Here is a 22,804-nt window from a genome sequence, read left to right on the forward strand (position 1 = left end):
TTGTTATTCGGTCACTAGTCGGTCATTTATTGTGGTTTTAAGGGCCCCGGCCTGTGCGCTACCCGCTGCCGGCCAGCCTTGCCCAGGCGGCGCTTCAGGCGGGGTTGACCACGTGCACTTCGACCTTGGCCTTTTCCAGCGCGGCCTGCAGTTGCGGGCCGGGCTGGCGATCGATCACCAGGCGGTCGATGCGCTCCAGCGGGAATACCTTGAACAGGCCGCGGCGCTCCAGCTTCGACGAGTCGGCGATCACTGTCAGCTGGCGGGCCTGGGCAATCATCCCGCGGGCGATCTCGGCTTCTTCGATGGAGAAGTCCATGGCGCCGTCTTCATTCAGTGCGCCGATGGTGATCACGGCATGTTCAGCGTTGAACCGGGTGATCTGCTCCAGGGCCAGGGTGCCGACGTTCTGGGTCGAGTCGGGGCGGTATTCGCCGCCAATCATGAACACCCGATTGCCTGATTCGCCAATGCAGCCAGCGATTGGCAGGGAGTTGGTGATCACCGTCAGGCGCGTGTGCTGCGCCAGCTCCCGGGCGAAGAACAGGGTGGTGGTGCCGGTGTCGATGAAGATGCTGTCGCCGGCGCAGAACAGCCCGGCGGCATAGCGGGCAATCGCGCGTTTCTCCTGGGCATGCTCGTTCATCCGGGTCTGGAAGGTGTTCTCGTGTTCGCCAGTGGGAGGCAGTGCGGCGCCCCCGTGAAACTTGGTGACCAGGCCGCTTTCCGCCAGTTCGCTGAGGTCGCGGCGGATGGTTTCCTGGGAGGTGGCGGTGATGCGAGCCAGCTCCTCCACGGAGATCCGTTCGCGCTGGCGCAGGAGTTCGAGAATGTGCTGTCGGCGTTCGTTGGGGCGCATGGTGGTTTTCCGTCAGTGGTACTTCGCCACACAAATGGGCAGTTTCTGTTACTTACGCACACCTTTGGCGCAACAGGATGCGGATTCGGTCAAGTTCTCTGGAAAAGTTAAGCATTTAGTTGCCCATTTAACAATGGGTCGCGGTCACCATCCAAGCCATTGCCAGCGGATATCATTGAAAGAACTCAAGATTTTATTGACCGTTAATGAGTTGTTTTTCGGTAATAACCACAACTAATACACATTGTGGCACAGGAAATGCCCTGTATTTCGTTACCGGATCCATCACTTGCCTGTGCGCAGGGGTGGCCGGGCTGGCCTCAACAAGAACGTCCCCGGCGGGGGAACTTATAAATGACGCTCAGAGAGATGAACCCACATGGCTGGATTTGGAAACTACGTCATTTACCTGATCATGCTCGGCGCGGTGCTCGGCGCCCTGTCATCCATCATCAAGCCCGAGAGTGGCCTGGGTAAGGAGTTCGTCAACGGCATCCACTCCATCGGCCCGGTGTTCCTGGCCCAGGCCGGGATCATGGTGGCGATTCCCTACCTGTCCCAGGGTATTTCCCACGCCCTGGGGCCGTTCTTCAACGCCCTGGGCTCGGACGTCTCCATCGCCGCGCTGTCGATCATCGCCGTGGACATGGGCGGCTACCAGTTGGCCAATGCCCTGACCGCCAACCGCGACCTGTGGATCACCGCGATGCTGGTGGGCTACACCTCGGGGGCGACCATCGTCTACCTGATCCCCGTGGGCCTGACCATGCTCGAGCGCAAGGACCACAAGTACCTGGCCCTGGGCGCCATGGCCGGGCTGATCAGCATTCCGTTCGCGGTGCTGATGTCGCTGCTGATCATCACCGCCACTAATCTGCCGGTGCGGGATATCGTTTCCACCAACTCCGAGGCGCTGTACTACCTGTCCCTGGGCTTCGTCGACATGCTCAAGCTGCTGGCGCCGCTGTTCGTGTTCTGCTTCCTGCTGGCGGCGGGGCTGCGCTACCGGCCGCAGATGATGGTCAGGGGCTTTCTGGTGTTCGGCAAGATCATGGATGCGGCGATCAAGCTGATCCTGGCCCTGAGCATCGTCGAGCACTTCACCAAGTTCTTCAGCATCACCTTCGGCGGCTGGGGCTTCGACCCGATGTTCGCCGATGAAAAGGAGCTGTTCCGGGCCATCGAGATCGCCGGCTACATCGGCATCATGCTCGCCGGCACCTTCCCCATCTGCTACCTGTTCCAGCGCTACTGCAAGAAGCCCATGGCGCTGCTGGGGCGCCATCTGAACCTGTCGAGCACCGGTGCCGCGGGGTTCATCATGGTGTTTGCCAACATCATTGCCACCTTCCACCTGTTCAAGCACATGACCGCCCGCGACAAGGTGCTGTGCGTGGCCCTGGGGGTCTGCGCCCAGGCACTGATCGGCGACCACCTGGCGTTCACCGCGAATTTCCAGCCGAGCCTGATCCTGCCGATTCTGCTCGGCAAGCTGTTCGGCGGCTTGCTGGCGGTGGCGATCGCCATCCGCATCTCGGTGCCGGCCGCCCAGCGCTATGAGCAGCAAGAGCAGGAGCAGGCCGCGGCCTTTGCCCTGCAACCTGCGCGGGCCTGACGGCCCGTGTCACCTATCCCTGAAGTCGAGGTAACGATGCGCAAGATTTTCCTGGCCTGCCCCTACAGCCATTCCGAGCCGGCCGTCATCAACGAGCGTTTTCTCCAATGCAACCAGGTCGCGGCGCAGATACTGGAAGCCGGCCATGCGGTGTTCAGCCAGGTGAGCATGTCCCACCCGATCAACCTGTGCCTGGCGGGCAAGGACAATGCCGCCATCGGCAAGCTCTGGGCGCCGGTGGATGCCTTGTACATGGCGATGATGGAGGAGCTGATCGTGCTCGACCTGCCGGGCTGGAAGGACAGCGGCGGGATCAAGCGCGAGATCGAGGTGTTCGAAACGTCCGGGCGGCGGGTCAGCCTGTGGTCGCAAGTCAGCCACGAGTTTGCCTGAAGCCCTGGCCGTGCCCGTCGTCGCCTGCGCCGGGTGCGGCCCCGCTCTGAACTGACGACAGCCTGCGCACAGGGTAAACTTGCCCCCCTGCGCAGGAGCAACCATGAACTATCGTCACGCCTTCCACGCCGGCAATCACGCCGACGTCTTCAAACACCTGACCCTGACCCGCCTCATCGCCCTGATGTCGCGCAAGGAACAGCCGTTCGCCTATCTCGACAGCCATGCCGGCATTGGTCTGTATGACCTTAAGGGCGACCAGGCCACGCGCACCGGCGAGTACCTGGAAGGCATCGCACGGTTGTGGGGCGACGAGGATCTGCCGGCACTCACCGCCGACTACATGGCGGTGCTGCACAAGATGAACCCGGATGGCGAGTTGCGTTACTACCCGGGCTCACCGGAGCTGGCACGGCGTCTGACCCGTTCCCAGGACCGGGTGTTGCTCAACGAGAAACACCCGGAAGACGGCGTGCTGCTCAAGGACAACATGAAGGGTGATCGTCGAGTGGCGGTGCACCTGGGCGAAGGCTGGCACCTGGCACGGGCCCTGCTGCCGGTGGCGGAGAAGCGTGCAGTGATGCTGATCGACCCGCCTTTCGAACAGCTCGATGAGATGCAGCGTTGCGCCGCGTCGTTGAAAGAAGCCATCGGCCGCATGCGCCAGACCGTGGCGGCCATCTGGTACCCGGTCAAGGACCAGCGCGCGCTGCGGCGTTTCTACCAGGACCTGGCCGGTACCGGTGCGCCGAAGCTGCTGCGGGTGGAGTTGCTGGTGCATCCCCTGGACACGCCCAACAGCCTCAACGGTTCGGGCCTGGCGATCGCCAACCCGCCTTGGGGGCTTGAAGAAGAACTGCGCGAGCTGCTGCCCTGGCTGTCGAAGAAGCTCGGCCAGACCCAGGGCGGCTGGCAAATGGACTGGCTGATCGCGGAGTAGCAGCCACAAGCTATAAACCTCAAGCCTCAAGCCTCAAGCCTCAAGCCTCAGCCGACCACTTGCAGCTTGAGGCTTGCCGCTTGTAGCGGCGTCAGATAGGGCAGGTGACGCCAGTGCCGCCGATGCCGCAGTAGCCCTCTGGGTTCTTCGCCAGGTACTGCTGGTGGTACGCCTCGGCGAAGTACACGGTCGGGGCTTCTTCGATTTCAGTGGTGATGGTGCCTAGGCCAGCCTTGGTCAGTTCGGCCTGGAACACCTCCTTGCTGTGCAGCGCCTGCTCCAGCTGGGTCGGGTTGGTGGCGTAGATCACCGAGCGGTACTGGGTGCCGATGTCGTTGCCCTGGCGCATGCCCTGGGTCGGGTTGTGCAGCTCCCAGAACATTGCCAGCAGTTCTTTGTAGCTGACCTTGGCCTTGTCATACACCACGAGCACCACTTCGGTGTGGCCGGTTAAGCCCGAGCAGACCTCTTCATAGGTCGGGTTCGGGGTGAAGCCGCCGGCGTAACCGACAACGGTGCTGACCACGCCCTCGCGCTGCCAGAAACGGCGTTCGGCGCCCCAGAAACAGCCCAGGCCGAAGATCGCGAAGTCGACGTCCTGGAAGAACGGGCCAAGCAGCGGGGTGTCTTCGAAGACAAAGTGCTTTTCAGGCAGAGTCATCGGGGTTTCGCGGCCAGGCAGAGCTTGTTCTTTGGTCGGTAGCACGTTTTTGTTCACCAGAATTTCCGAGCGTAGAACCATGATCAGTCCTCTCAGTCAGGGTGGGATCGAGTAATTAATCAGACACGCAGTTTGCCCGAGTGTTACAGCGCTGTCAGGCAATTGGACCACGAGGATAACGCTTGAGCTTGGCAATCAGCTCGGAGCCGGGAATCGGCCGGTCGAACAGGTAACCCTGGCCGACGTCGCAGCGATGGCGGCGCAGGAAGGCCAGTTGCTCGGCGGTCTCGATGCCTTCGGCCACCACCTTGATCTTCAGGTTGTGGGCCATGGCGATCACCGCGGAGGTGATTTCCATGTCGTCCTGGTTGTCGGGGATCTCGTGGATGAAGCTGCGATCGATCTTGATGATGTCGATGGGGAATTTTTTCAGGTAGCTCAAGGACGAGTAGCCGGTACCGAAATCGTCCATGGCCAGGGTCAGGCCGAGTTTTTTCAGCTGTTCGAGCTGCTGGTGGGTGTCGTCGGTGGCTTCCAGCAGCAAGCCCTCTGTTAGCTCAAGCTCCAGCAGCGAGGAGGGCAGTTGTTCTTCCTTGAGGATGCTGGCAATGGAGGCCACCAGGTCCGGGTCGGAAAACTGTTTGGGCGACAGGTTGATCGCCACGTGCAGATTGCCCATGCCGGCAGCCGTCAGTTGCTTGCTCATGCGGCAGGCCTGGCGGGCGATCCATTTGCCGATGGGGATGATCAGGCCGGTTTCTTCCGCCACGCTGATGAACTGGTCGGGGCGGATCATGCCTTTTTCCGGGTGGTTCCAGCGCAGCAGCGCCTCCATGCCCAGCAGGCGACCGCTGCGCAGGCACAGCTTGGGCTGATAGAACACATCCAGCTCGTTCTGGGTCAGGGCGCGGCGCAGGTTGTTCTCGACGAACAGCTTGTAGCTGGCCTCGGCGTTCAGGGCTTCGGTGAACACCTGCACCTGATGCTTGCCGTTGGCCTTGGCCTTGTGCAGCGCCAGGCCAGCGTTGCGCATCAGGGTCTGCGGGTCGCGGCCATGCAGCGGCGCGCTGGCCAGGCCCACGGACCCCGTGACGCTGATCAGCTGGTTGTCGACGAACATCGGCTTGTCCAGGGTCATCAGCAATTGGCTGGCGATCTGCTGGCCGGTTTCCAGGTCGGTGTTGTCCAGCAACACGGCGAACTCGTTGCTGGCGAAACGCGCCAGGCTGCCGCTGGGGCTCAGGCTGTTGCGCAGGCGTCGGGCCAGGCTGATCAGCAGTTTGTCGCCGGTCTGATGGCCGAGGCTGTCGTTGATCCGCTTGAAGTTGTCGATGTCCACCAGCAACAGGCTGATCGGGGTATCGCTGTCTCGGGCAAAGCGCTCGTCGAGATTGCGGATGAACGCCGGGCGATTGCCCAGGTTGGTCAGGTTGTCGGTGTAGGCCAGGCGCTCGATGCGCTGCTGGGCGAGCTTGGTCTGGGTGATGTCTTCGTAGATGCCGATGTAGTGGGTCAGCTCGCGATTGTCGCCATACACCTTGGAGATCGACAGCTGGCCCCAGTAGGGCTCGAGGTTCTTGCGCCGGCTCTTGAACTCGCCCTGCCAGCTGTTGCTCTTGGCCAGGCTGGAGGGGGCGTCGAACAGCAGCTCGCTGAGGTTCTCCAGGGCCGGCAGCTCGGATAGCCGGTGGCCGTGGACCTCTTCAGTGCTGTACTGGGTGATGGCGGTAAAGCTTGGATTGACGTATTCCACCACGCCGTCGCAATTGACCAGCAGAAAGGCGTTGGCGCTCTGTTCCACGGCGCGCTGGAACAGGTGCAGGGCACTGGTGGCGGCCCGTCGGTTGTGGTTGTTGATGACCTGGGCGAACTGGTCGGCCAACTCGCCGGCGAAGGCGATCTCGTCGGACTGCCAGGCCCGGGTCATGCCGGTCTGTTCCAGGCACAGCACGCCGACCACCTGGCCGTCGATGCGGATGCTGGCGTCGAGCATGGCGTTCACATCCCGCGGGCGCAGGCTCTCGGCCATTTCCCGGGTGCGCGGGTCGCGCATGGCGTTCTGGGCGTCGATGGCACGGCAACTGTGCAGGGCTTCCAGGTAGTCGGGAAAGTTGCTGGCGTCGATGGGCTCCGGCATTTGGTATTCCTGGGTGCCGCGATGGTAGGCGGCAATCGGCACCAGTTGCTGCTCTTCCAGGTTCCAGATGCTCGCGCAATCGATCTGGTAGATGTCGCAGGCGCAGCGAGTGATCAGTTCGGCGGCCTCCTTCAGGGAGTTGCCGCTGCTGTAGCGCTGGCGGGTCAGGAGCAGGATCAGGTCCTGCTGCGCACGTACCCGCTCCAGGTGCTGCAGTTGTTCCTGCTGCGCCCGCTGGTTGAGCTCCAGGGCGATCTGCAGGCGGGTGTTCTGAGTCTCGAGGTCCAGGGTCGGCAGGGGCGAGGCGTTGCTGAACAGCCCTTCGACCACCAGCAGATAACCGCGCAGCAGGTGCCGGTTGTGCTGTTTGTAGGCCTCGCCCAGCTCGAGGATGCTCAAGGGGCCCTGGCCGGTATGCAGGGTATAGCGGATCAGGTAATGGGGGGTGTGGCTCAGTTGCTCCTGGATGGCGTCATGCAACTGATAGCGCGCCTCGGGCTCCATCAGGCTGGCATAGGGAGAGCCGACCAGGGCGCAGAGTTCGACGGCGGGCAGGCCGAACTGGCGTTCGCAATTGGGATCGAGAAACAGCAGCGCCCAGCTCGCTTCATTCAGCCGCTCGAAACGCAACATGCCGAGCCGCGAGGGCACGGGCAACTGCGTCACTACCTCGGCCGCCATACGGCTGGCGGCATCGGGTTGGCTTTTCATGGGGAAACTCGCTTCGAAATTGCTGATCGCGCCGGGCTCACGCCCTCTTTACTGTTGCCTGCGGCAAGGTTGCATCATGGCGCATCGACTGACAAGTAAGATGAAGGCTAAGTGCTATAAACCTGTATCGGCAGGCCGAAGGATTTCTGAAAAGTAACTTTTCAGGGCTTTTGGCTCGGCGACCGGCGGGCAATTGGCGGCGTTTTTCTGGCAAAAAAAGCCCCGCCAAATTGACGGGGTTGAGGTACGAGCGTGGCGCTCGGAAAGGGTGCGCAACCGGCCCGCCCATGACGGGAGGGCCGGCTCGCGGGTTACAGCAGGATGGTGCGGATGTCTGCCAGCAGGTCGCTCAGGCGCTTGGTGAAGCGTGCGGCGGCCGCGCCATTGATCACGCGGTGATCGTAGGACAGCGACAGGGGCAGCATCAGCTTCGGCTGGAAGGCCTTGCCGTCCCAGACGGGCTGGATGGTGGCCTTGGAAACACCGAGGATCGCCACTTCCGGCGCGTTGACGATCGGCGTGAAGCCGGTGCCGCCAATGTGGCCGAGGCTGGAAATGGTGAAGCAGGCGCCTTGCATGTCGTCAGCGGTAAGCTTCTTGTCGCGGGCCTTGGCGGCCAGCGCAGCGGCTTCGGCTGCCAGTTGCAACAGGCTCTTCTGGTCGACGTTCTTGATCACCGGTACCAGCAGGCCATCCGGGGTGTCGACGGCGAAGCCGATGTTCACGTACTTCTTGCGGATGATCGCTTTGCCGCTGGGCGCCAGCGAACTGTTGAAGTCCGGCAGTTCCTTGAGCAAGTGCGCGCACGACTTGAGCAGCAGCGGCAGGATGGTCAGCTTGACGCCGGCCTTCTCTGCAACGGCTTTCTGCGCAACACGGAACGCTTCCAGCTCGGTGATATCAGCCGAGTCGAACTGAGTCACGTGCGGGATGTTCAGCCAGCTGCGGTGCAGGCTCGACGCGCCGATTTGCATCAGGCGGGTCATCGGCACTTCTTCGATTTCGCCGAAGCGGCTGAAGTCGACGGCCGGAATCGGCGGGATGCCCGCGCCACCGGTTGCGCCAGCAGCAGCGGCCGGTGCTTCCTTGGCCTTCTGCATCATTGCCTTGACGTAAGCCTGCACGTCTTCTTTCAGGATGCGACCGTGGGGACCGCTCGGGCTCACCGCGTTCAGCTCGACGCCGAACTCGCGAGCCAGCTGACGCACGGCTGGGCCCGCGTGCACTTTCGCACCCGGCTTGGCAGGCGCGGCAGCCGGGGCTGCGGCCGGTGCAGCAGCGGCCGGAGCAGTGGCTGGAGCAGCGGCGGGTGCCGGAGCGCTGGCAGCAGGGGCAGCCGGAGCCGGGGCAGCAGCAGGCGCCGCGCCTTTGACTTTCAGCTTGAGGATCAGGTCGCCAGTACCGACTTCGTCGTCCAGCTTGATCAGTACGCTTTCCACGATACCGGCGGCGGGCGATGGAATTTCCATGCTGGCCTTGTCGGATTCGAGGGTGATCAGCGACTGGTCGGCTTCAACGCTGTCGCCGGCCTTGACCAGTACTTCGATGATCTTGGCCTTGCCGGCCGAGCCGATGTCCGGAACGTGGATGTCCTGGACGCTGTCGGCCACAGGCGCTGCCGGGGCTGCGGCCGGAGCAGGCGCAGCGGCAGCGGCTGGAGCCGCAGCCTGGGCTGGCGCGGCAGCAGGAGCTGCAGCCCCGGCCACTTGCAGGTCCAGGATCAGATCGCCGGTGCCGACTTCGTCGTTGAGCTTGACGTTGATGGCCTTGACCACGCCAGCGGCAGGCGATGGGATTTCCATGCTGGCCTTGTCGGATTCCAGGGTGATCAAGGATTGATCAGCCTCGACGGTATCGCCGACCTTGACCTGAAGCTCGATGATCTGGGCCTTGCCCGACGAACCGATGTCCGGCACGTGCACCTGCTGCACCGAAGCGGCAGCAGGGGCTGCTGGCGCAGCGGCCGGAGCCGGCGCGGCAGCGGCTTTTTCAGCCTTGGCGGCAGGAGCGGCGGCAGGCGCAGGGGCCGCAGCTGCGGCGCCCTCGACTTCCAGTTCCAGCAGTTCGTCGCCTTCTTTCAGGCGATCGCCCAGCTTCACTTTCAGGCTCTTGACCACGCCGGCCTTCGGTGCAGGGATTTCCATGCTGGCCTTGTCCGACTCCAGCGTCAGGATGCTCTGGTCGGCTTCGACACGGTCGCCGACCTTCACAAACAGTTCAATTACTTCACCTTCACCGCTGCCGATGTCAGGTACGCGAATGAGTTCGCTCACAAAAAGTCTCCTCAGCAGTCCAGTGGGTTGCGTTTTTCCGGGTTGATACCGAACTTGGTAATGGCTTCAGCCACGACCTTAGGTTCGATGTCACCACGGTCAGCCAAGGCTTCCAGGGCTGCCAACACCACGAAATGACGATCGACTTCGAAGAAGTGACGCAGTTTCTTGCGGCTGTCGCTGCGGCCGAAACCGTCGGTGCCCAGGACCTTGAATTCCTTGGACGGGACCCACTGGCGGATCTGTTCGGCAAACAGCTTCATGTAGTCGGTGGAGGCGATGACCGGACCTTTACGGCCGCTCAGGCATTCCTCGACATAGCTCAGCTTCGGTTTCTGGCCAGGGTGCAGGCGGTTGCTGCGTTCTACGGCCAGGCCGTCGCGACGCAATTCGTTGAAGCTGGTCACGCTCCATACGTCAGCGCCGACGTTGAACTCTTCACGCAGGATCTTCGCTGCTTCACGGACTTCACGCAGGATGGTGCCGGAGCCCATCAGCTGCACGTGGTGCGCGGCTTCCTTGGTGTCTTCCTCGAGCAGGTACATGCCCTTGACGATGCCTTCTTCGGCACCGGCCGGCATGGCTGGCTGCTGGTACGACTCGTTCATCACGGTGATGTAGTAGAAGACGTCCTGCTGCTCTTCGGTCATCTTCTTCATGCCGTCCTGGATGATCACCGCCAGCTCATAGCCATAGGTCGGATCAAAGGTGCGGCAGTTCGGAATGGTGGCCGCCAGGATGTGGCTGTGACCGTCTTCGTGCTGCAGGCCTTCACCGTTGAGGGTGGTACGGCCGGCAGTACCGCCGATCAGGAAGCCACGGGTGCGGCTGTCGCCGGCAGCCCAGGCCAGGTCGCCGATACGCTGGAAGCCGAACATCGAGTAGAAGATGTAGAACGGCAGCATCGGCTGGTTGTGGCTGGAGTACGAAGTGCCGGCAGCGATGAAGGAGCTCATGGCGCCCGCTTCGTTGATGCCTTCTTCGAGGATCTGGCCCTTCTTGTCTTCCTTGTAGAACATCACCTGGTCTTTATCGACTGGCTCGTAGAGCTGGCCGACGGACGAGTAGATGCCCAGCTGGCGGAACATGCCTTCCATACCGAAGGTACGGGCTTCGTCCGGGATGATCGGCACGATGCGCGGGCCGATGTCCTTGTCCTTGACCAGTTGTGCAAGGATCCGCACGAAGGCCATGGTGGTGGAGATTTCACGGTCGCCCGAGCCGTCCAGGATAGCCTTGAGGGTATCGAGGGGTGGGGTCGGAATGCCGAAGCTTTGAGCGCGGCGTTGTGGCACGAAACCGCCCAGGGCAGTGCGGCGCTCGCTGAGGTAGCGGGCTTCGGCGCTGTTCGGCTCCGGCTTGAAGAACGGCAGGTTTTCCAGTTCTTCGTCCTTGACCGGAATGTCGAAGCGGTCACGGAACAACTTCAGGCTGTCGACATCGACTTTCTTGGTGTTGTGCGCAGTGTTCTTCGCTTCGCCGGCGCCGGTGCCATAACCCTTGATGGTCTTGGCCAGGATGACGGTTGGCTGCTCTTTGTGGTTGACCGCTTCGTGGTAGGCCGCATAGACCTTGTACGGGTCGTGGCCGCCACGGTTGAGTTTCCAGATCTCGTCGTCGGACAGATCGGCAACCATCGCCTTGAGTTCAGGGGTGTTGAAGAAGTGCTCGCGGACGAACGCGCCGTCCTTGGCCTTGTAGTTCTGGTACTCGCCGTCGATGACTTCGTCCATGCGGCGCTGCAGGATGCCGTCGACGTCCTTGGCCAGCAGTGGGTCCCAGAAACGGCCCCAGATGACTTTGGTGACGTTCCACTGGGCACCACGGAACACGCCTTCGAGTTCCTGGATGATCTTGCCGTTGCCGCGAACCGGGCCGTCGAGGCGCTGCAGGTTGCAGTTGATGACGAAGATCAGGTTGTCCAGCTTCTCGCGGCCGGCCAGGGAGATTGCGCCCAGGGATTCCGGTTCGTCGCACTCGCCGTCGCCCAGGAAGCACCAGACTTTCTGCTTGCCTTCCGGGATGAAGCCACGGGCTTCCAGGTACTTCATGAAGCGTGCCTGGTAGATTGCCTGGATCGGGCCCAGACCCATGGATACGGTCGGGAACTGCCAGAAGTCAGGCATCAGCCAAGGGTGCGGGTAGGACGACAGGCCCTGACCGTCGACTTCCTGGCGGAAGTTGTTCATCTGCTCTTCGGTGATGCGGCCTTCCATGAACGCACGGGCATAGACGCCTGGCGAGGTGTGGCCCTGGAAGTAGATCAGGTCGCCGCCGTGTTCGTCGGTCGGGGCCTGGAAGAAGTAGTTGAAGCCAATGTCATACAGGGTTGCGCTGGAGGCGAAGCTGGAGATGTGACCGCCCAGGTCAGAATCTTTCAGGTTCGTGCGCATAACCATGGCCATCGCGTTCCAGCGAACCAACGAGCGAATGCGGCGTTCCATGAACAGGTCGCCAGGCATGCGTGCTTCGTGGGTGACGGGAATCGTGTTGCGGTACGGCGTGGTGATGGCGTAGGGCAGTTGCGAGCCGCTGCGGGTCGCGAGTTCGCCCATACGGGTCATCAGATAGTGAGCACGGTCTTCGCCTTCTTTATCGAGAACCGATTCCAGGGCGTCCAGCCATTCCTGGGTTTCGACGGGATCGAGGTCTTGCATGGCTTGCTCCAGGGCGGAAAGGCTTCCAGAATCGGTTGCCTGAGTTTGCGACTGGCCTTGTGGGCAGACGATTATAAATTCTTGGATTGCCGGAGGTTGATCCGGCGGCGTGTAGTTTTACTACAAATCGTCGGCCATTTCAGCCTTTCGAATGTATATACGAGTAGTAAAACTACAGAAGAGCGGCTTGTGGCCTCCAGCTGCGTTGTGAGAATAATCGTTACTGTTGGTCGATGACTAACGGGAATAGGTAATAAATTAATGCCAGCTGCTAAAAAAAACCTATTTTCAGCTATTTCTAACTTTTGTTCGACAGTCCATCACGCCGCCTGCCCTCGACATCCGTTCCCGCCCGCGTTTTCCACGCCGATCAAGGATAGCCCATGAGCCTGCCCGCGCTTGCCCCAGTCCCCGCGATTCTCCTGCCACTGGTCAGCCGTGGCGAGCAGTCGTTTCGCAGCGCCGTCGAGGCCCTCGAGGGTGACCCCGGCGTAGCGGACTGGAGCGTCGAGCGCTGGGCCGAGTTTGCCCGGGTGGCGGCCGCCAGCGACTTTTTCATTGAACAGACGCTGCGTGACCCTTTGATGTTGCTGGAGCTGGTACGTTCCGGAGAGTTGGATCGCCGTTTCGCCCCTGGTGAGCTGTGCGGGCAGATTGCCGCCGCGGTGCAGGCCGCCGAGACCGAAGATCAACTGGGGCGCGTGCTGCGCCGCCAGCGTACCCGGCAGCAGGTGCGGATCATCTGGCGCGACCTGACCCGCCAGGCGGACCTGGTGCAGACCTGCCGCGACCTTTCCGACCTGGCCGATGCCTGTATCGATCAGGCCTATCAATGGTTGTACCTGCGTCACAGCCAGCAGTTCGGCATTCCCACCGGTGGCCGCAGCGGCGAGCCGCAGCAGATGGTCATCCTCGGCATGGGCAAGTTGGGGGCGGTGGAGCTCAACCTGTCTTCGGACATCGACCTGATCTTCGCCTACCCCGAGGGCGGCGAGACCGTGGGGGTCAAGCGGCCCCTGGATAACCAGGAGTTCTTCATCCGCCTGGGGCAGCGTCTGATCAAGGCCCTGGATCCGATGACCGTCGATGGCTTTGTGTTTCGTGTCGACATGCGCCTGCGGCCCTATGGTTCCGCCGGCGCCCTGGTGCTGAGCTTCAATGCCCTGGAACAGTACTACCAGGATCAGGGTCGCGACTGGGAACGCTACGCGATGATCAAGGCGCGGGTGGTGGCCGGGGACCAGGTCGCCGGGGCGCAGTTGCTGGATATGCTGCGGCCCTTCGTCTATCGGCGCTACCTGGACTTCTCCGCGATCGAGGCGCTGCGCACCATGAAGCAGCTGATCCAGCAGGAAGTCCGGCGCAAGGGCATGGCCGACAACATCAAGCTGGGCTCGGGAGGCATTCGCGAAGTCGAGTTCATCGCCCAGGCATTCCAGCTGATCCATGGCGGCCGTGATCTGAGCCTGCAGCAGCGTCCTCTATTAAAGGTGCTTGGCACCCTGGAGGGGCAGGGTTACTTGCCGGCGGCGGTGATTGATGAATTGAGGGACGGCTACGAGTTCCTGCGTTACACCGAGCATGCGATCCAGGCGATTGCCGATCGCCAGACCCAAATGCTTCCGGACAACCCCCAGGATCAGGCGCGGATCGCCTTCATGCTGGGCTTTGCCGACTGGAACGCCTTCCATGAACAACTGATGTACTGGCGCGGCCGGGTGGAGTGGCACTTCCGCCAGGTCATTGCCGACCCGGATGAGGACGAAGGCGCGGAAAGCGAGGTGGTGGTGGGCGGCGAATGGCTGCCGCTGTGGGAGGAGGCCCAGGACGAAGAGGCGGCCTGTCGCCAACTGCAGGAGGGTGGTTTCATCGACGCGCCCAAAGCCCTGCGGGCTCTCGCCGGGCTGCGCGGCAGCCCGCAATTGCGGGCGATGCAGCGCTTGGGACGTGAGCGCCTGGACGCCTTCATTCCGCGTTTGCTGGCCCAAGCGGTGGAGCATGCTAATCCGGACCTGGTGCTGGAGCGGGTTCTGCCGCTGGTGGAAGCCGTGGCGCGGCGCTCGGCTTACCTGGTGCTGCTGACGGAAAACCCTGGTGCCCTGCGGCGCTTGCTGACCCTGTGCGCCGCCAGCCCATGGATCGCCGAGCAGATCACCCGCTTTCCCTTGCTGCTGGACGAGTTGCTCAACGAGGGGCGTTTGTTCAAGCCGCCGCAGGCCCCGGAGCTGGCGGCCGAGTTGCGCGAGCGCCTGACGCGCATTCCCGAGGATGACCTGGAACAGCAGATGGAGGCTCTGCGCCACTTCAAGCTGGCCCACCGCTTGCGGGTGGCCGCCTCGGAGATTGCCGGCAGCCTGCCGTTGATGAAGGTCAGCGACTACCTGACCTGGCTCGCCGAGGCGATCCTGGAGCAGGTACTGGCCCTGGCCTGGCGCCAGACGGTGGCCAAGTACGGCGCGCCTCTGCGCACCGATGGCACCCTGTGTGACCCGGGGTTCATCATTGTCGGCTACGGCAAGGTGGGGGGAATCGAGTTGGGCCACGGTTCCGACCTGGACCTGGTGTTCATCCACGATGGTGATCCCCAGGCGGAAACCGACGGCCCCAAACCCATCGACGGTGCGCAGTTCTTCACTCGGCTCGGGCAGCGCATCATCCATCTGCTGACCACCCAGACCAACTCCGGCCAGCTGTACGAAGTGGACATGCGCCTGCGGCCGTCCGGTGCCTCGGGCCTGTTGGTGAGTTCCCTGGGGGCCTTTGCCCGTTATCAGGAGAACGAAGCCTGGACCTGGGAACACCAGGCGCTGGTGCGGGCCCGGGTGCTGGTGGGCAGCCAGGATGTGGGCCAGGCCTTTGAAAAGGTCCGGGCTGCGGTGCTGGGGAAAAGCCGCGACCTGCCCAAGCTGCGCCAGGAAGTCAGCGAGATGCGGGCCAAGATGCGTGACAACCTGGGCAGCCGCCTGACCGCCGCCGGAACCGCGGCCAATGCCTTCGAGGCCACGGCGCCGTTCGACCTCAAGCAGGACGCCGGAGGTATCGTCGATATCGAATTTATGGTGCAATACGCGGCCCTGGCGTGGTCCGAAGAGCACCCGTCATTGCTGCGCTACACCGATAACATCCGCATCCTGGAAGGTCTGGAGCACGTCGGGCTGATGCCGGCGAGCGATGCCAGCCTGCTGCGCGAGGTCTACAAGGCCTACCGCTCCGCGGCTCACCGACAGGCGTTGCAGAATGAGGCCGGAATCATTGCCGGTGATCAATTTGTGACCGAACGACGGGAAGTGTTACGGATTTGGCGTGAGCTGGGGCTAAGCTAATCGGCATAATGCGGCCGCAAATGTATTCGGCGAGCCGCGAAGCTCGCCCCAACCGAACCGACGGTGAAGGCCGCGGTGCTGGATTCTCGAGGCGGGGAGGCGTATGCCTCCCCGGTTCGTTTATGGAAACCACATGAATATTCTGATCGTTGGGCCCAGTTGGGTCGGTGACATGGTGATGGCGCAGACACTCTTCGAGTGCCTGAAACAGCGCCATCCGCAATGCGAGATCGACGTGCTGGCCCCCGAGTGGAGCCGGCCGATCCTTGAACGCATGCCCCAGGTACGCCAGGCCTTGAGTTTTCCCCTCGGCCACGGCGCCCTGGAACTGGCGACCCGTCGGCGTATCGGCAAATCCCTGGTCGGTCAATACGATCAGGCGATCCTGCTGCCCAACTCGCTGAAGTCGGCGCTGGTGCCGTTTTTTGCCGGCATTGCCAAGCGCACCGGCTGGCGCGGCGAGTTCCGCTACGGCCTGCTCAACGACGTGCGCAAGCTGGACAAAGAACGCTATCCACTGATGATCGAGCGTTTCATGGCCCTGGCCTATGAGCCGGGCGCCGAGCTGCCCCAGCCTTACCCGCGCCCGAGCCTGCAGATCGATCCGCAAAGCCGTGATGCGGCCCTGGCCAAGTTCGGCCTGAGCCTGGACCGGCCGGTGCTGGCGCTGTGCCCGGGAGCCGAGTTCGGTGAAGCCAAGCGCTGGCCGTCCGAGCACTACGCCCAGGTTGCCGAGGCGAAGATCCGTGAAGGCTGGCAAGTCTGGCTGTTTGGTTCGAAGAACGATCATGGCGTCGGCGAAGAGATTCGCGGGCGGCTGATCCCCGGGTTGCGCGAGGAGTCGAGCAACCTCAGTGGCGAGACATCCCTGGCCGAGGCCATCGACCTGCTGTCCTGCGCCGATTCGGTGGTGTCCAACGATTCCGGGCTGATGCACGTGGCCGCGGCGTTGAATCGCCCGCTGGTGGCGGTGTACGGCTCCACCTCCCCGGGCTTCACTCCGCCCCTGGCTGACCAGGTCGAAGTGGTGCGCCTGGGGATCGAGTGCAGCCCGTGTTTCGACCGTACCTGTCGCTTCGGTCACTACAACTGCCTGCGCCAGCTCCTGCCACAGCCGGTGAACGAAGCCCTGCAACGGTTGCAGGGCTCTGTGGTCGAGGTTCAATAAGTTGCGGGTACTGTTGATCAAGACCTCTTCCTTGGGGGATGTGATTCACGCGCTGCCGGCGCTGACTGACGCCGCGCGAGCGATTCCGGGGATCAAGTTCGACTGGGTGGTGGAAGAAGGCTTTGCCGAGATTCCCAGCTGGCACCCGGCAGTGGGCAAGGTGATTCCAGTGGCGATCCGCCGCTGGCGCAAGAACATCTGGCAGACCATCAAGAGCGGTGAATGGCGGCGTTTCAAGCAGAGCGTGCGTTCGACCAAATACGATCTGGTGATCGACGCCCAGGGCCTGCTGAAGAGTGCCTGGCTGACCCGTTATGTCCGTGCCCCGGTGGCGGGCCTGGACAAGGACTCGGCGCGCGAGCCCCTGGCTTCGCGCTTCTATTCCCGGCGCCTGGCAGTGGCCCGTGGGCAGCACGCTGTGGAGCGGGTACGCCAGCTGTTTGCCGTGGCCCTGGGCTACGACCTGCCCCAGGGCCTGGGCGATTACGGGCTGAATGTCGACAAGCTGGTGGAGCTGCCGCGCAAGAATCCCTTTGTGCTGTTCTTGCACGGCACCACCTGGGACACCAAGCACTGGCCTGAAGCCTATTGGCGCGAGTTGACCGAGCGCATGGGCATGCTCGGGGTCGAGGTCAAGCTGCCTTGGGGCAATCCTGCGGAAAAGGCCCGTGCCGAGCGCATCGCCAGCGGCCTGAAAAACGCCACGGTCCTGCCCAGGCTGAACCTGGCCGGGGTCGCCCGGGTACTGGCCGATGCCCAGGCCTGTGTGGCCGTGGACACCGGGCTTGGGCACCTTGCCGCGGCCCTGGATGTGCCGACCATCTCACTGTTTGGGCCGACCAATCCGGGGCTGACCGGTGCCTACGGCAAGGTGCAGATCCACCTGGGGAGCAACTTCCCCTGTGCGCCCTGCCTGCAGAAGAAGTGCACCTACCAGCCCACCGCTGTGGACCAGCAGCGTCATGACCTCAAGCGTGAGTGGCCGCTGTGCTTCACGCGCTTGAACCCCGAGCGTGTCGCCAGCCGACTGAGCGCCTTGTTACTGGCTGAGGAGCCGCGCTGATGCAATTGGCTTTTGTCCTTTATAAGTATTTCCCCTTCGGTGGCCTGCAGCGTGACTTCATGCGCATTGCCCTGGAGTGCCAGAGCCGCGGCCATCAGATCCGTGTCTACACCCTGATCTGGGAGGGCGATGTCCCTCCGGGTTTCGAAGTGCTGGTGGCGCCGGTCAAGGCGCTGTTCAACCATCGCCGCAATGAAAAGCTCAGCGCCTGGATGGAGGCCGACCTGGCCAAGCGTCCGGTGGACCGGCTGGTGGGCTTCAACAAGATGCCGGGGCTGGACGTGTACTACGCCGCCGATGGCTGTTTCGAGGACAAGGCGCAGAACCTGCGGCACTCGCTGTACCGTCGCTGGGGCCGCTACCGGCACTTTGCCGAGTACGAGCGGGCGGTGTTCGCCAAGGACGCCAAGACCGAGATCCTGATGATCTCCGAGGTCCAGCAACCACTGTTCATCAAGCATTACGACACCCCGCTGGAGCGCTTCCACCTGCTGCCGCCGGGGATCGCCCAGGACCGTCGGGCACCGGCCAACGCCGCCGAGATCCGGGCGGATTTCCGCCGTGAGTTCAAGCTCAAGGATGATGACCTGTTGCTGGTGCAGATCGGTTCCGGGTTCAAGACCAAGGGCGTGGATCGCAGCCTCAAGGCCCTGGCGGCACTGCCGTCAGCGTTGAAGAAGCGCACCCGGCTATTTGTAATCGGCCAGGACGACCCCAAGGTATTCCAGGTACAGAGCGCTGCGCTGGGCCTGAGCGACCAGGTGCAGTTCATGAAGGGCCGCAGTGATATTCCGCGGTTCCTGCTGGGGGCCGACCTGCTGATTCATCCGGCCTACAACGAAAACACCGGCACCGTATTGCTGGAGGCCCTGGTGGCCGGGCTGCCGGTGCTGGTCAGCGCGGTCTGCGGTTACGCCCATTACATTGCCGAGGCCCAGAGCGGCCTGGTCCTGGATGAGCCGCTGGAACAGGCGCAGCTCAATCAATACCTCACCACCATGTTGACCGACGACGCTGCACGCGCGACCTGGAGCCGTAATGGCCTGGCGTTCGCCGAGACGGCCGACCTCTATAGCATGCCGCAGCACGCTGCGGATGTGATTCTGGCGGAGCAACACCGATGAAGTTGATGCTTGCCGAACCCTTCAAGACCCTCTGGGCCGGACGCGATGCGTTCGCCGAAGTCGAGGGGCTCAAGGGCCAGGTCTACCGCGAGCTGGAAGCGCGCCGTACCTTGCGTACGGAAGTCGACGGCCGCGGTTATTTTGTCAAGATCCACCGTGGTATCGGCTGGGGCGAGATCGTCAAGAACCTGATCACCGCCAAACTTCCGGTGCTTGGCGCCGGCCAGGAGTGGCAGGCCCTCGAGCGCCTGCATCAAGTCGGTGTGCCGACCATGACTGCAGTGGCCTACGGCGAGCGCGGCGCCAATCCGGCAGACCAGCACTCGTTCATCGTCACCGAGGAGCTGGCTCCTACCGTCAGCCTTGAAGACTTCAGCATCGACTGGGTCAAGCAACCGCCGCTGCCTGCGCTCAAGCGAGCGCTGATTGCCGAAGTGGCCCGTATGACCGGGATGATGCACCGCGCCGGGGTCAACCATCGCGACTGCTACATCTGTCACTTCCTGTTGCACACCGACCGGCCGATCACCCCTGCGGGGCTCAAGCTCTCGGTGATCGACCTGCATCGGGCCCAGACCCGGCCGAAGATCACCCAGCGCTGGCGCAACAAGGATCTGGCCGCGCTGTATTTCTCGGCCCTGGACATCGGCCTGACGCGTCGCGACAAGCTGCGTTTTCTCAAGGGCTACTTCCAGCAACCGTTGCGCCAGATCCTGGCCGAAGAGGCTGCGCTGCTGTCCTGGCTGGAAGGCAAGGCGGAAAAGCTCTACGCACGTAAACAACGGTACGGAGACGCGCTCTGATGGCGAGCTGGAACCTGGATCCTGCTTATCAGGCATTGGCGCACGATTTTGGCAGTCTGCAAGCGGTGTTTGAACTTGAGGGCGAGCGCCTGACCCGTGATCCGTTGTCCGAGGTGGTTCGCGTCGAGCGTGATGGGGTCAACTACTACGTCAAGCGCTACACCGGCGCCGGCAAGAACCTGCGGCGCTACCTGGGCAAGCCTCGGGTCAAGTTCGAGTGGCAGAACCTCAAGCGCTTCGCCAAATGGGGCATCCCCACCGCCGATGTGGTGGCCTGGGGCCTGGAGCGGCGTGGCCTGGCCTACTCCCGTGGGGCGATGATTACCCGCGAACTGCCGCGCACCGAAGACTTGTCGGTGCTGGCCGAGCGCGACGATCCGAAGCTCAAGGACCGGCGCTGGGTCGATGGGATCAGCCGGCAGTTGGCCAGCTACACCCGCATCATGCACGACCATCGTTTTACCCATAACGATTTGAAGTGGCGCAACCTGCTGGTCGACGATCAGGACCGGCTGTACCTGATTGACTGCCCGAACGGTGATTTCTGGCGTGGATTCTGGCTCAAGTACCGGATCACCAAGGACCTGGCCTGCCTGGACAAGGTGGCCAAGTATCATCTGTCGGCGACTCAGCGCCTGCGCTTCTATCTGCAATACCGCCAGCGTGACCGTCTGAGCGCTGCCGACAAGGAGCGTATTCGTCACGTGGTGAGATTTTTCGAGGGGCGCGAATGACTGATTTCCTGGCGTCCGAGGAACGAGCGCTGCTGGAGCGCCACGGCCTTGGCACTTTTGACCAGTTGTGGGCGGCGAAGCTGCATGCGGTGGACGAACCCAATACCAGCCGCGGTGGCTACAGCACGGTCTTTCGCCTGGATCTGGAAGGGCAGGGGTTCTATCTCAAGCGCCAGAGCAACTACCTGACCCGGACCCTGCACCGGCCTTTTGGCGAGCCGAGTTTCGCTCGCGAATTCCGCAATATCCGCCGCTATCAGCAGATGGGCATTCCGGCGTTGCAGGCGGTGTTCTTCGGGATGCGCAAGGTGGCCGGAGAGTCCCGGGCGATTCTTTTGACGCGAGCGCTGGATGGCTGGGACGATCTGGACGCTCTGTTGCTGCGCTGGGAACAGCTCGACGAGGCGCAGCGCCAGGCGGTGCTCAAGGCCTGCGGCCTGCTGGCCCGGCAACTGCACGGCCTGCGGCAGGTGCATGGCTGTTTCTATCCCAAGCATATTTTCCTGCAGGCCAGCGGCGAGGGTTATCTGGCGCAACTGATCGACCTGGAGAAAACCCGCCCTTTGCTGTTCGGCCAGCGTGATCGGGTCAAGGACCTTGAGCCTCTGTTGCGGCGGGCCTCGGTGTGGCGTCCCGATGAGGTGCGCAGCCTGCTGGCGGCCTATCTGGATCAGCCGCTGGACAGTTCGCTGGTGGATGCCTGGGGTACGCGCCTCAGTGCACGGAGCAGCCACAAGGAGGCCCGCTGATGCGCTTGTCCGAGTTGAAGAACAGCGGTCGCAGCCCGGCCCTGCCCCTGAGTCTGGACCTGGCAGACGCTGCCGGCCCGGCGCAGTTGCAGTTGTTGACCCTGCTGCGGGTATTGCCGGGCCAGCGTTATGTCGGCGCCGGAGTCTGGCGTGGGCGCCCGGTGCTGGCCAAGTTGCTGGTGGGGCCCAAGGCGGCCCGGCATTTCCAGCGCGAGCTTGCGGGGGTCAAGTTGCTGGCGGAGCAGGGGCTGACCACGCCGTTGCTGCTGGCTGATGGCTTGCAGGAAGGCGAGGGCGGCTGGCTGCTGTTCGAGTTCCTGGAGGGGGCGCAGAGCCTGGGTGACGCCTGGAAACAAGTGGAAACACTACGGGTGCTGGCGGATGAACAGGTCGCCGTGCTGGCAGAGGCACTGGGCGCGATCGCCGAGCTGCATGCCAAGGGCCTGTGGCAGGAGGACCTGCACCTGGACAACTTGCTGCGCCATGACGGCAAGCTGTATTTGATCGATGGTGCAGGCATCTGCGTCGAAGCAGCGGGCCAGCCCCTGTCGCGGCCCAAGGTGTTGGAGAACCTCGGGGTGTTCTTCGCCCAGTTGCCCAAAAGCCTGGAGCCCTTCACCGAAGAGTTGCTGGTGCATTACCTGTTGAGCAATGCCGAGCATGCCTTGCCCCTGGAAGCCCTGCAAAAGCAGGTGAACAAGGTGCGCGGCTGGCGCCTGCGGGATTTTCTCGCCAAGGTCGGCCGCGAATGCACGCTGTTCTGCGTGCAGCGGGGGCCGTTTGCCTTGCGCGCGATTCGTCGTGAGGAAGCATCGGCAATGTTGCCGGTACTCGAACAGGCCGATGCCCTGCTGGACCAGGGGCATTTGTACAAGACCGGTGGCGCAGCCAGTGTCGGCCGGGTCGAGGTGGCGGGGCGCAGCCTGGTGATCAAGCGCTACAACATCAAGGGGTTTGCCCATTGGCTCAAGCGCTTCTGGCGGCCAAGCCGGGCGTGGCACTCCTGGCGTGAAGGCAATCGCCTGGCGTTTCTGGGCATAGCCACGCCCAGGCCTCTGGCGGTGCTGGAGCAGCGTTTTTTCTGGTTGCGCCGGCGCGCCTACCTGGTGACCGAGTACCTGCCCGGGCCGGACATCATCGAGCGCTTTGCGCCGTTCGTGGCCAAAGGCGACGCGCCTGAGGCTGAGCTGCAGGCTCTGGACCAGCTGTTTGCGGAGCTGATCAAGGAACGCATCAGCCATGGCGACTTCAAGGGCCACAACCTGTTCTGGCAGGAAGACCGCTGGTCCCTGATCGACCTCGATGCCATGCGCCAGCATTCGAGCCTGGGCAGTTTCGCGCCGGCGTACGCCCGTGACCGCGCGCGCTTCATGCGCAACTGGCCCGAAAGCAGTGCCTTGTACCAGGTGATCGACCAGCGCTTGCCGAAGACGGCGCACGCCTCCCAGGCTTGAGCCTGCGACCTGTCGTCGCTGGTTGAGCCGTTGAAACGGCCCGCAGGGGCATACCGAGGGCCGGCCGGTGCGCCTCCTGTACCGGCGGCCCCGACCCTTGCCGCTTGCCGCTAGAGGCTTGCCCCTGCTTTTACGTTATA

16 protein-coding genes are annotated in these 22,804 nt (G+C 63.0%); 11 read left to right on the forward strand and 5 right to left on the reverse strand.

Annotated features, from left to right (window positions below):
• Positions 1 to 94: 94 nt before the first annotated feature.
• Entirely contained in the window at positions 95 to 859 is a 765-nt protein-coding gene (locus tag ACZ5BO_RS03800; RefSeq protein WP_025130406.1) for a DeoR/GlpR family DNA-binding transcription regulator, read from the reverse strand.
• A gap of 379 nt (positions 860 to 1,238) precedes the next feature.
• On the opposite strand from ACZ5BO_RS03800, the gene eutH reads away from it, so the two are divergent.
• The 3 genes from eutH to ACZ5BO_RS03815 all read left to right on the forward strand — a co-directional run bounded on the left by eutH (position 1,239) and on the right by ACZ5BO_RS03815 (position 3,807).
• Complete coding sequence (gene eutH / locus ACZ5BO_RS03805) at positions 1,239 to 2,474, forward strand: ethanolamine utilization protein EutH (protein WP_464698322.1); 1,236 nt, start codon at positions 1,239 to 1,241, stop codon at positions 2,472 to 2,474.
• A gap of 36 nt (positions 2,475 to 2,510) precedes the next feature.
• Positions 2,511 to 2,867, forward strand: coding sequence for a DUF1937 family protein (locus ACZ5BO_RS03810; protein WP_350023535.1), 357 nt, complete (start codon positions 2,511 to 2,513; stop codon positions 2,865 to 2,867).
• A gap of 103 nt (positions 2,868 to 2,970) precedes the next feature.
• Positions 2,971 to 3,807 (forward strand): 23S rRNA (adenine(2030)-N(6))-methyltransferase RlmJ, encoded by an 837-nt coding sequence (locus tag ACZ5BO_RS03815; RefSeq protein WP_464698324.1) that lies wholly within the window; start codon positions 2,971 to 2,973, stop codon positions 3,805 to 3,807.
• Positions 3,808 to 3,898: 91 nt separating this feature from the next.
• Here ACZ5BO_RS03815 and msrA read toward each other — a convergent pair whose 3' ends face one another.
• The 4 genes from msrA to aceE all read right to left on the reverse strand — a co-directional run bounded on the left by msrA (position 3,899) and on the right by aceE (position 12,246).
• The gene (gene msrA, locus ACZ5BO_RS03820) at positions 3,899 to 4,549 is read right to left on the reverse strand and encodes a peptide-methionine (S)-S-oxide reductase MsrA (RefSeq protein ID WP_464698326.1); all 651 of its coding nucleotides are present in this window, start codon (positions 4,547 to 4,549) and stop codon (positions 3,899 to 3,901) included.
• 73 nt (positions 4,550 to 4,622) lie between these two features.
• Entirely contained in the window at positions 4,623 to 7,316 is a 2,694-nt protein-coding gene (locus ACZ5BO_RS03825; RefSeq protein ID WP_464698328.1) for a sensor domain-containing phosphodiesterase, read from the reverse strand.
• Positions 7,317 to 7,627: 311 nt separating this feature from the next.
• On the reverse strand, positions 7,628 to 9,589 hold the full coding sequence (gene aceF, locus ACZ5BO_RS03830; RefSeq protein WP_464698330.1) for a dihydrolipoyllysine-residue acetyltransferase: 1,962 nt from the start codon (positions 9,587 to 9,589) through the stop codon (positions 7,628 to 7,630).
• 11 nt (positions 9,590 to 9,600) lie between these two features.
• On the reverse strand, positions 9,601 to 12,246 hold the full coding sequence (gene aceE, locus ACZ5BO_RS03835) for a pyruvate dehydrogenase (acetyl-transferring), homodimeric type (RefSeq protein WP_025130413.1): 2,646 nt from the start codon (positions 12,244 to 12,246) through the stop codon (positions 9,601 to 9,603).
• A gap of 383 nt (positions 12,247 to 12,629) precedes the next feature.
• Here aceE and glnE point away from each other — a divergent pair, with 383 nt between their 5' ends.
• The 8 genes from glnE (at position 12,630) to ACZ5BO_RS03875 (ending at position 22,664) form a co-directional block, all read left to right on the forward strand.
• Entirely contained in the window at positions 12,630 to 15,569 is a 2,940-nt protein-coding gene (glnE, locus tag ACZ5BO_RS03840; RefSeq protein ID WP_025130414.1) for a bifunctional [glutamate--ammonia ligase]-adenylyl-L-tyrosine phosphorylase/[glutamate--ammonia-ligase] adenylyltransferase, read from the forward strand.
• Positions 15,570 to 15,702: 133 nt separating this feature from the next.
• Positions 15,703 to 16,737, forward strand: coding sequence for a lipopolysaccharide heptosyltransferase II (gene waaF / locus ACZ5BO_RS03845; RefSeq protein ID WP_025130415.1), 1,035 nt, complete (start codon positions 15,703 to 15,705; stop codon positions 16,735 to 16,737).
• Between the two features lies 1 nt (position 16,738).
• Complete coding sequence (gene waaC, locus ACZ5BO_RS03850) at positions 16,739 to 17,800, forward strand: lipopolysaccharide heptosyltransferase I (RefSeq protein WP_025130416.1); 1,062 nt, start codon at positions 16,739 to 16,741, stop codon at positions 17,798 to 17,800.
• A complete protein-coding gene (locus tag ACZ5BO_RS03855; protein ID WP_464698333.1) occupies positions 17,800 to 18,924 on the forward strand; it encodes a glycosyltransferase family 4 protein in 1,125 nt (374 codons plus the stop codon). Before waaC ends, ACZ5BO_RS03855 begins: the two co-directional genes overlap by 1 nt.
• The gene (rfaP, locus tag ACZ5BO_RS03860) at positions 18,921 to 19,727 is read left to right on the forward strand and encodes a lipopolysaccharide core heptose(I) kinase RfaP (protein ID WP_025130418.1); all 807 of its coding nucleotides are present in this window, start codon (positions 18,921 to 18,923) and stop codon (positions 19,725 to 19,727) included. Before ACZ5BO_RS03855 ends, rfaP begins: the two co-directional genes overlap by 4 nt.
• On the forward strand, positions 19,727 to 20,461 hold the full coding sequence (locus tag ACZ5BO_RS03865) for a lipopolysaccharide kinase InaA family protein (RefSeq protein ID WP_464698335.1): 735 nt from the start codon (positions 19,727 to 19,729) through the stop codon (positions 20,459 to 20,461). Before rfaP ends, ACZ5BO_RS03865 begins: the two co-directional genes overlap by 1 nt.
• Positions 20,458 to 21,210: a lipopolysaccharide kinase InaA family protein gene (locus tag ACZ5BO_RS03870; protein WP_025130420.1), complete on the forward strand. Its 753-nt coding sequence runs from the start codon at positions 20,458 to 20,460 to the stop codon at positions 21,208 to 21,210. Before ACZ5BO_RS03865 ends, ACZ5BO_RS03870 begins: the two co-directional genes overlap by 4 nt.
• The gene (locus ACZ5BO_RS03875) at positions 21,210 to 22,664 is read left to right on the forward strand and encodes a lipopolysaccharide kinase InaA family protein (protein ID WP_025130421.1); all 1,455 of its coding nucleotides are present in this window, start codon (positions 21,210 to 21,212) and stop codon (positions 22,662 to 22,664) included. Before ACZ5BO_RS03870 ends, ACZ5BO_RS03875 begins: the two co-directional genes overlap by 1 nt.
• Positions 22,665 to 22,804 lie beyond the last annotated feature (140 nt).

The organism is Pseudomonas sp. FFPRI_1 (assembly GCF_055384485.1).

Coding starts and splice junctions, on each gene's coding strand:
- ACZ5BO_RS03800 (WP_025130406.1), bottom strand. CDS start 859: ATGCGCCCCAACGAACGCCGACAGCACATTCTCGAACTCCTGCGCCAG.
- eutH (WP_464698322.1), top strand. CDS start 1,239: ATGGCTGGATTTGGAAACTACGTCATTTACCTGATCATGCTCGGCGCG.
- ACZ5BO_RS03810 (WP_350023535.1), top strand. CDS start 2,511: ATGCGCAAGATTTTCCTGGCCTGCCCCTACAGCCATTCCGAGCCGGCC.
- ACZ5BO_RS03815 (WP_464698324.1), top strand. CDS start 2,971: ATGAACTATCGTCACGCCTTCCACGCCGGCAATCACGCCGACGTCTTC.
- msrA (WP_464698326.1), bottom strand. CDS start 4,549: ATGGTTCTACGCTCGGAAATTCTGGTGAACAAAAACGTGCTACCGACC.
- ACZ5BO_RS03825 (WP_464698328.1), bottom strand. CDS start 7,316: ATGAAAAGCCAACCCGATGCCGCCAGCCGTATGGCGGCCGAGGTAGTG.
- aceE (WP_025130413.1), bottom strand. CDS start 12,246: ATGCAAGACCTCGATCCCGTCGAAACCCAGGAATGGCTGGACGCCCTG.
- glnE (WP_025130414.1), top strand. CDS start 12,630: ATGAGCCTGCCCGCGCTTGCCCCAGTCCCCGCGATTCTCCTGCCACTG.
- waaF (WP_025130415.1), top strand. CDS start 15,703: ATGAATATTCTGATCGTTGGGCCCAGTTGGGTCGGTGACATGGTGATG.
- ACZ5BO_RS03855 (WP_464698333.1), top strand. CDS start 17,800: ATGCAATTGGCTTTTGTCCTTTATAAGTATTTCCCCTTCGGTGGCCTG.
- rfaP (WP_025130418.1), top strand. CDS start 18,921: ATGAAGTTGATGCTTGCCGAACCCTTCAAGACCCTCTGGGCCGGACGC.
- ACZ5BO_RS03865 (WP_464698335.1), top strand. CDS start 19,727: ATGGCGAGCTGGAACCTGGATCCTGCTTATCAGGCATTGGCGCACGAT.
- ACZ5BO_RS03870 (WP_025130420.1), top strand. CDS start 20,458: ATGACTGATTTCCTGGCGTCCGAGGAACGAGCGCTGCTGGAGCGCCAC.
- ACZ5BO_RS03875 (WP_025130421.1), top strand. CDS start 21,210: ATGCGCTTGTCCGAGTTGAAGAACAGCGGTCGCAGCCCGGCCCTGCCC.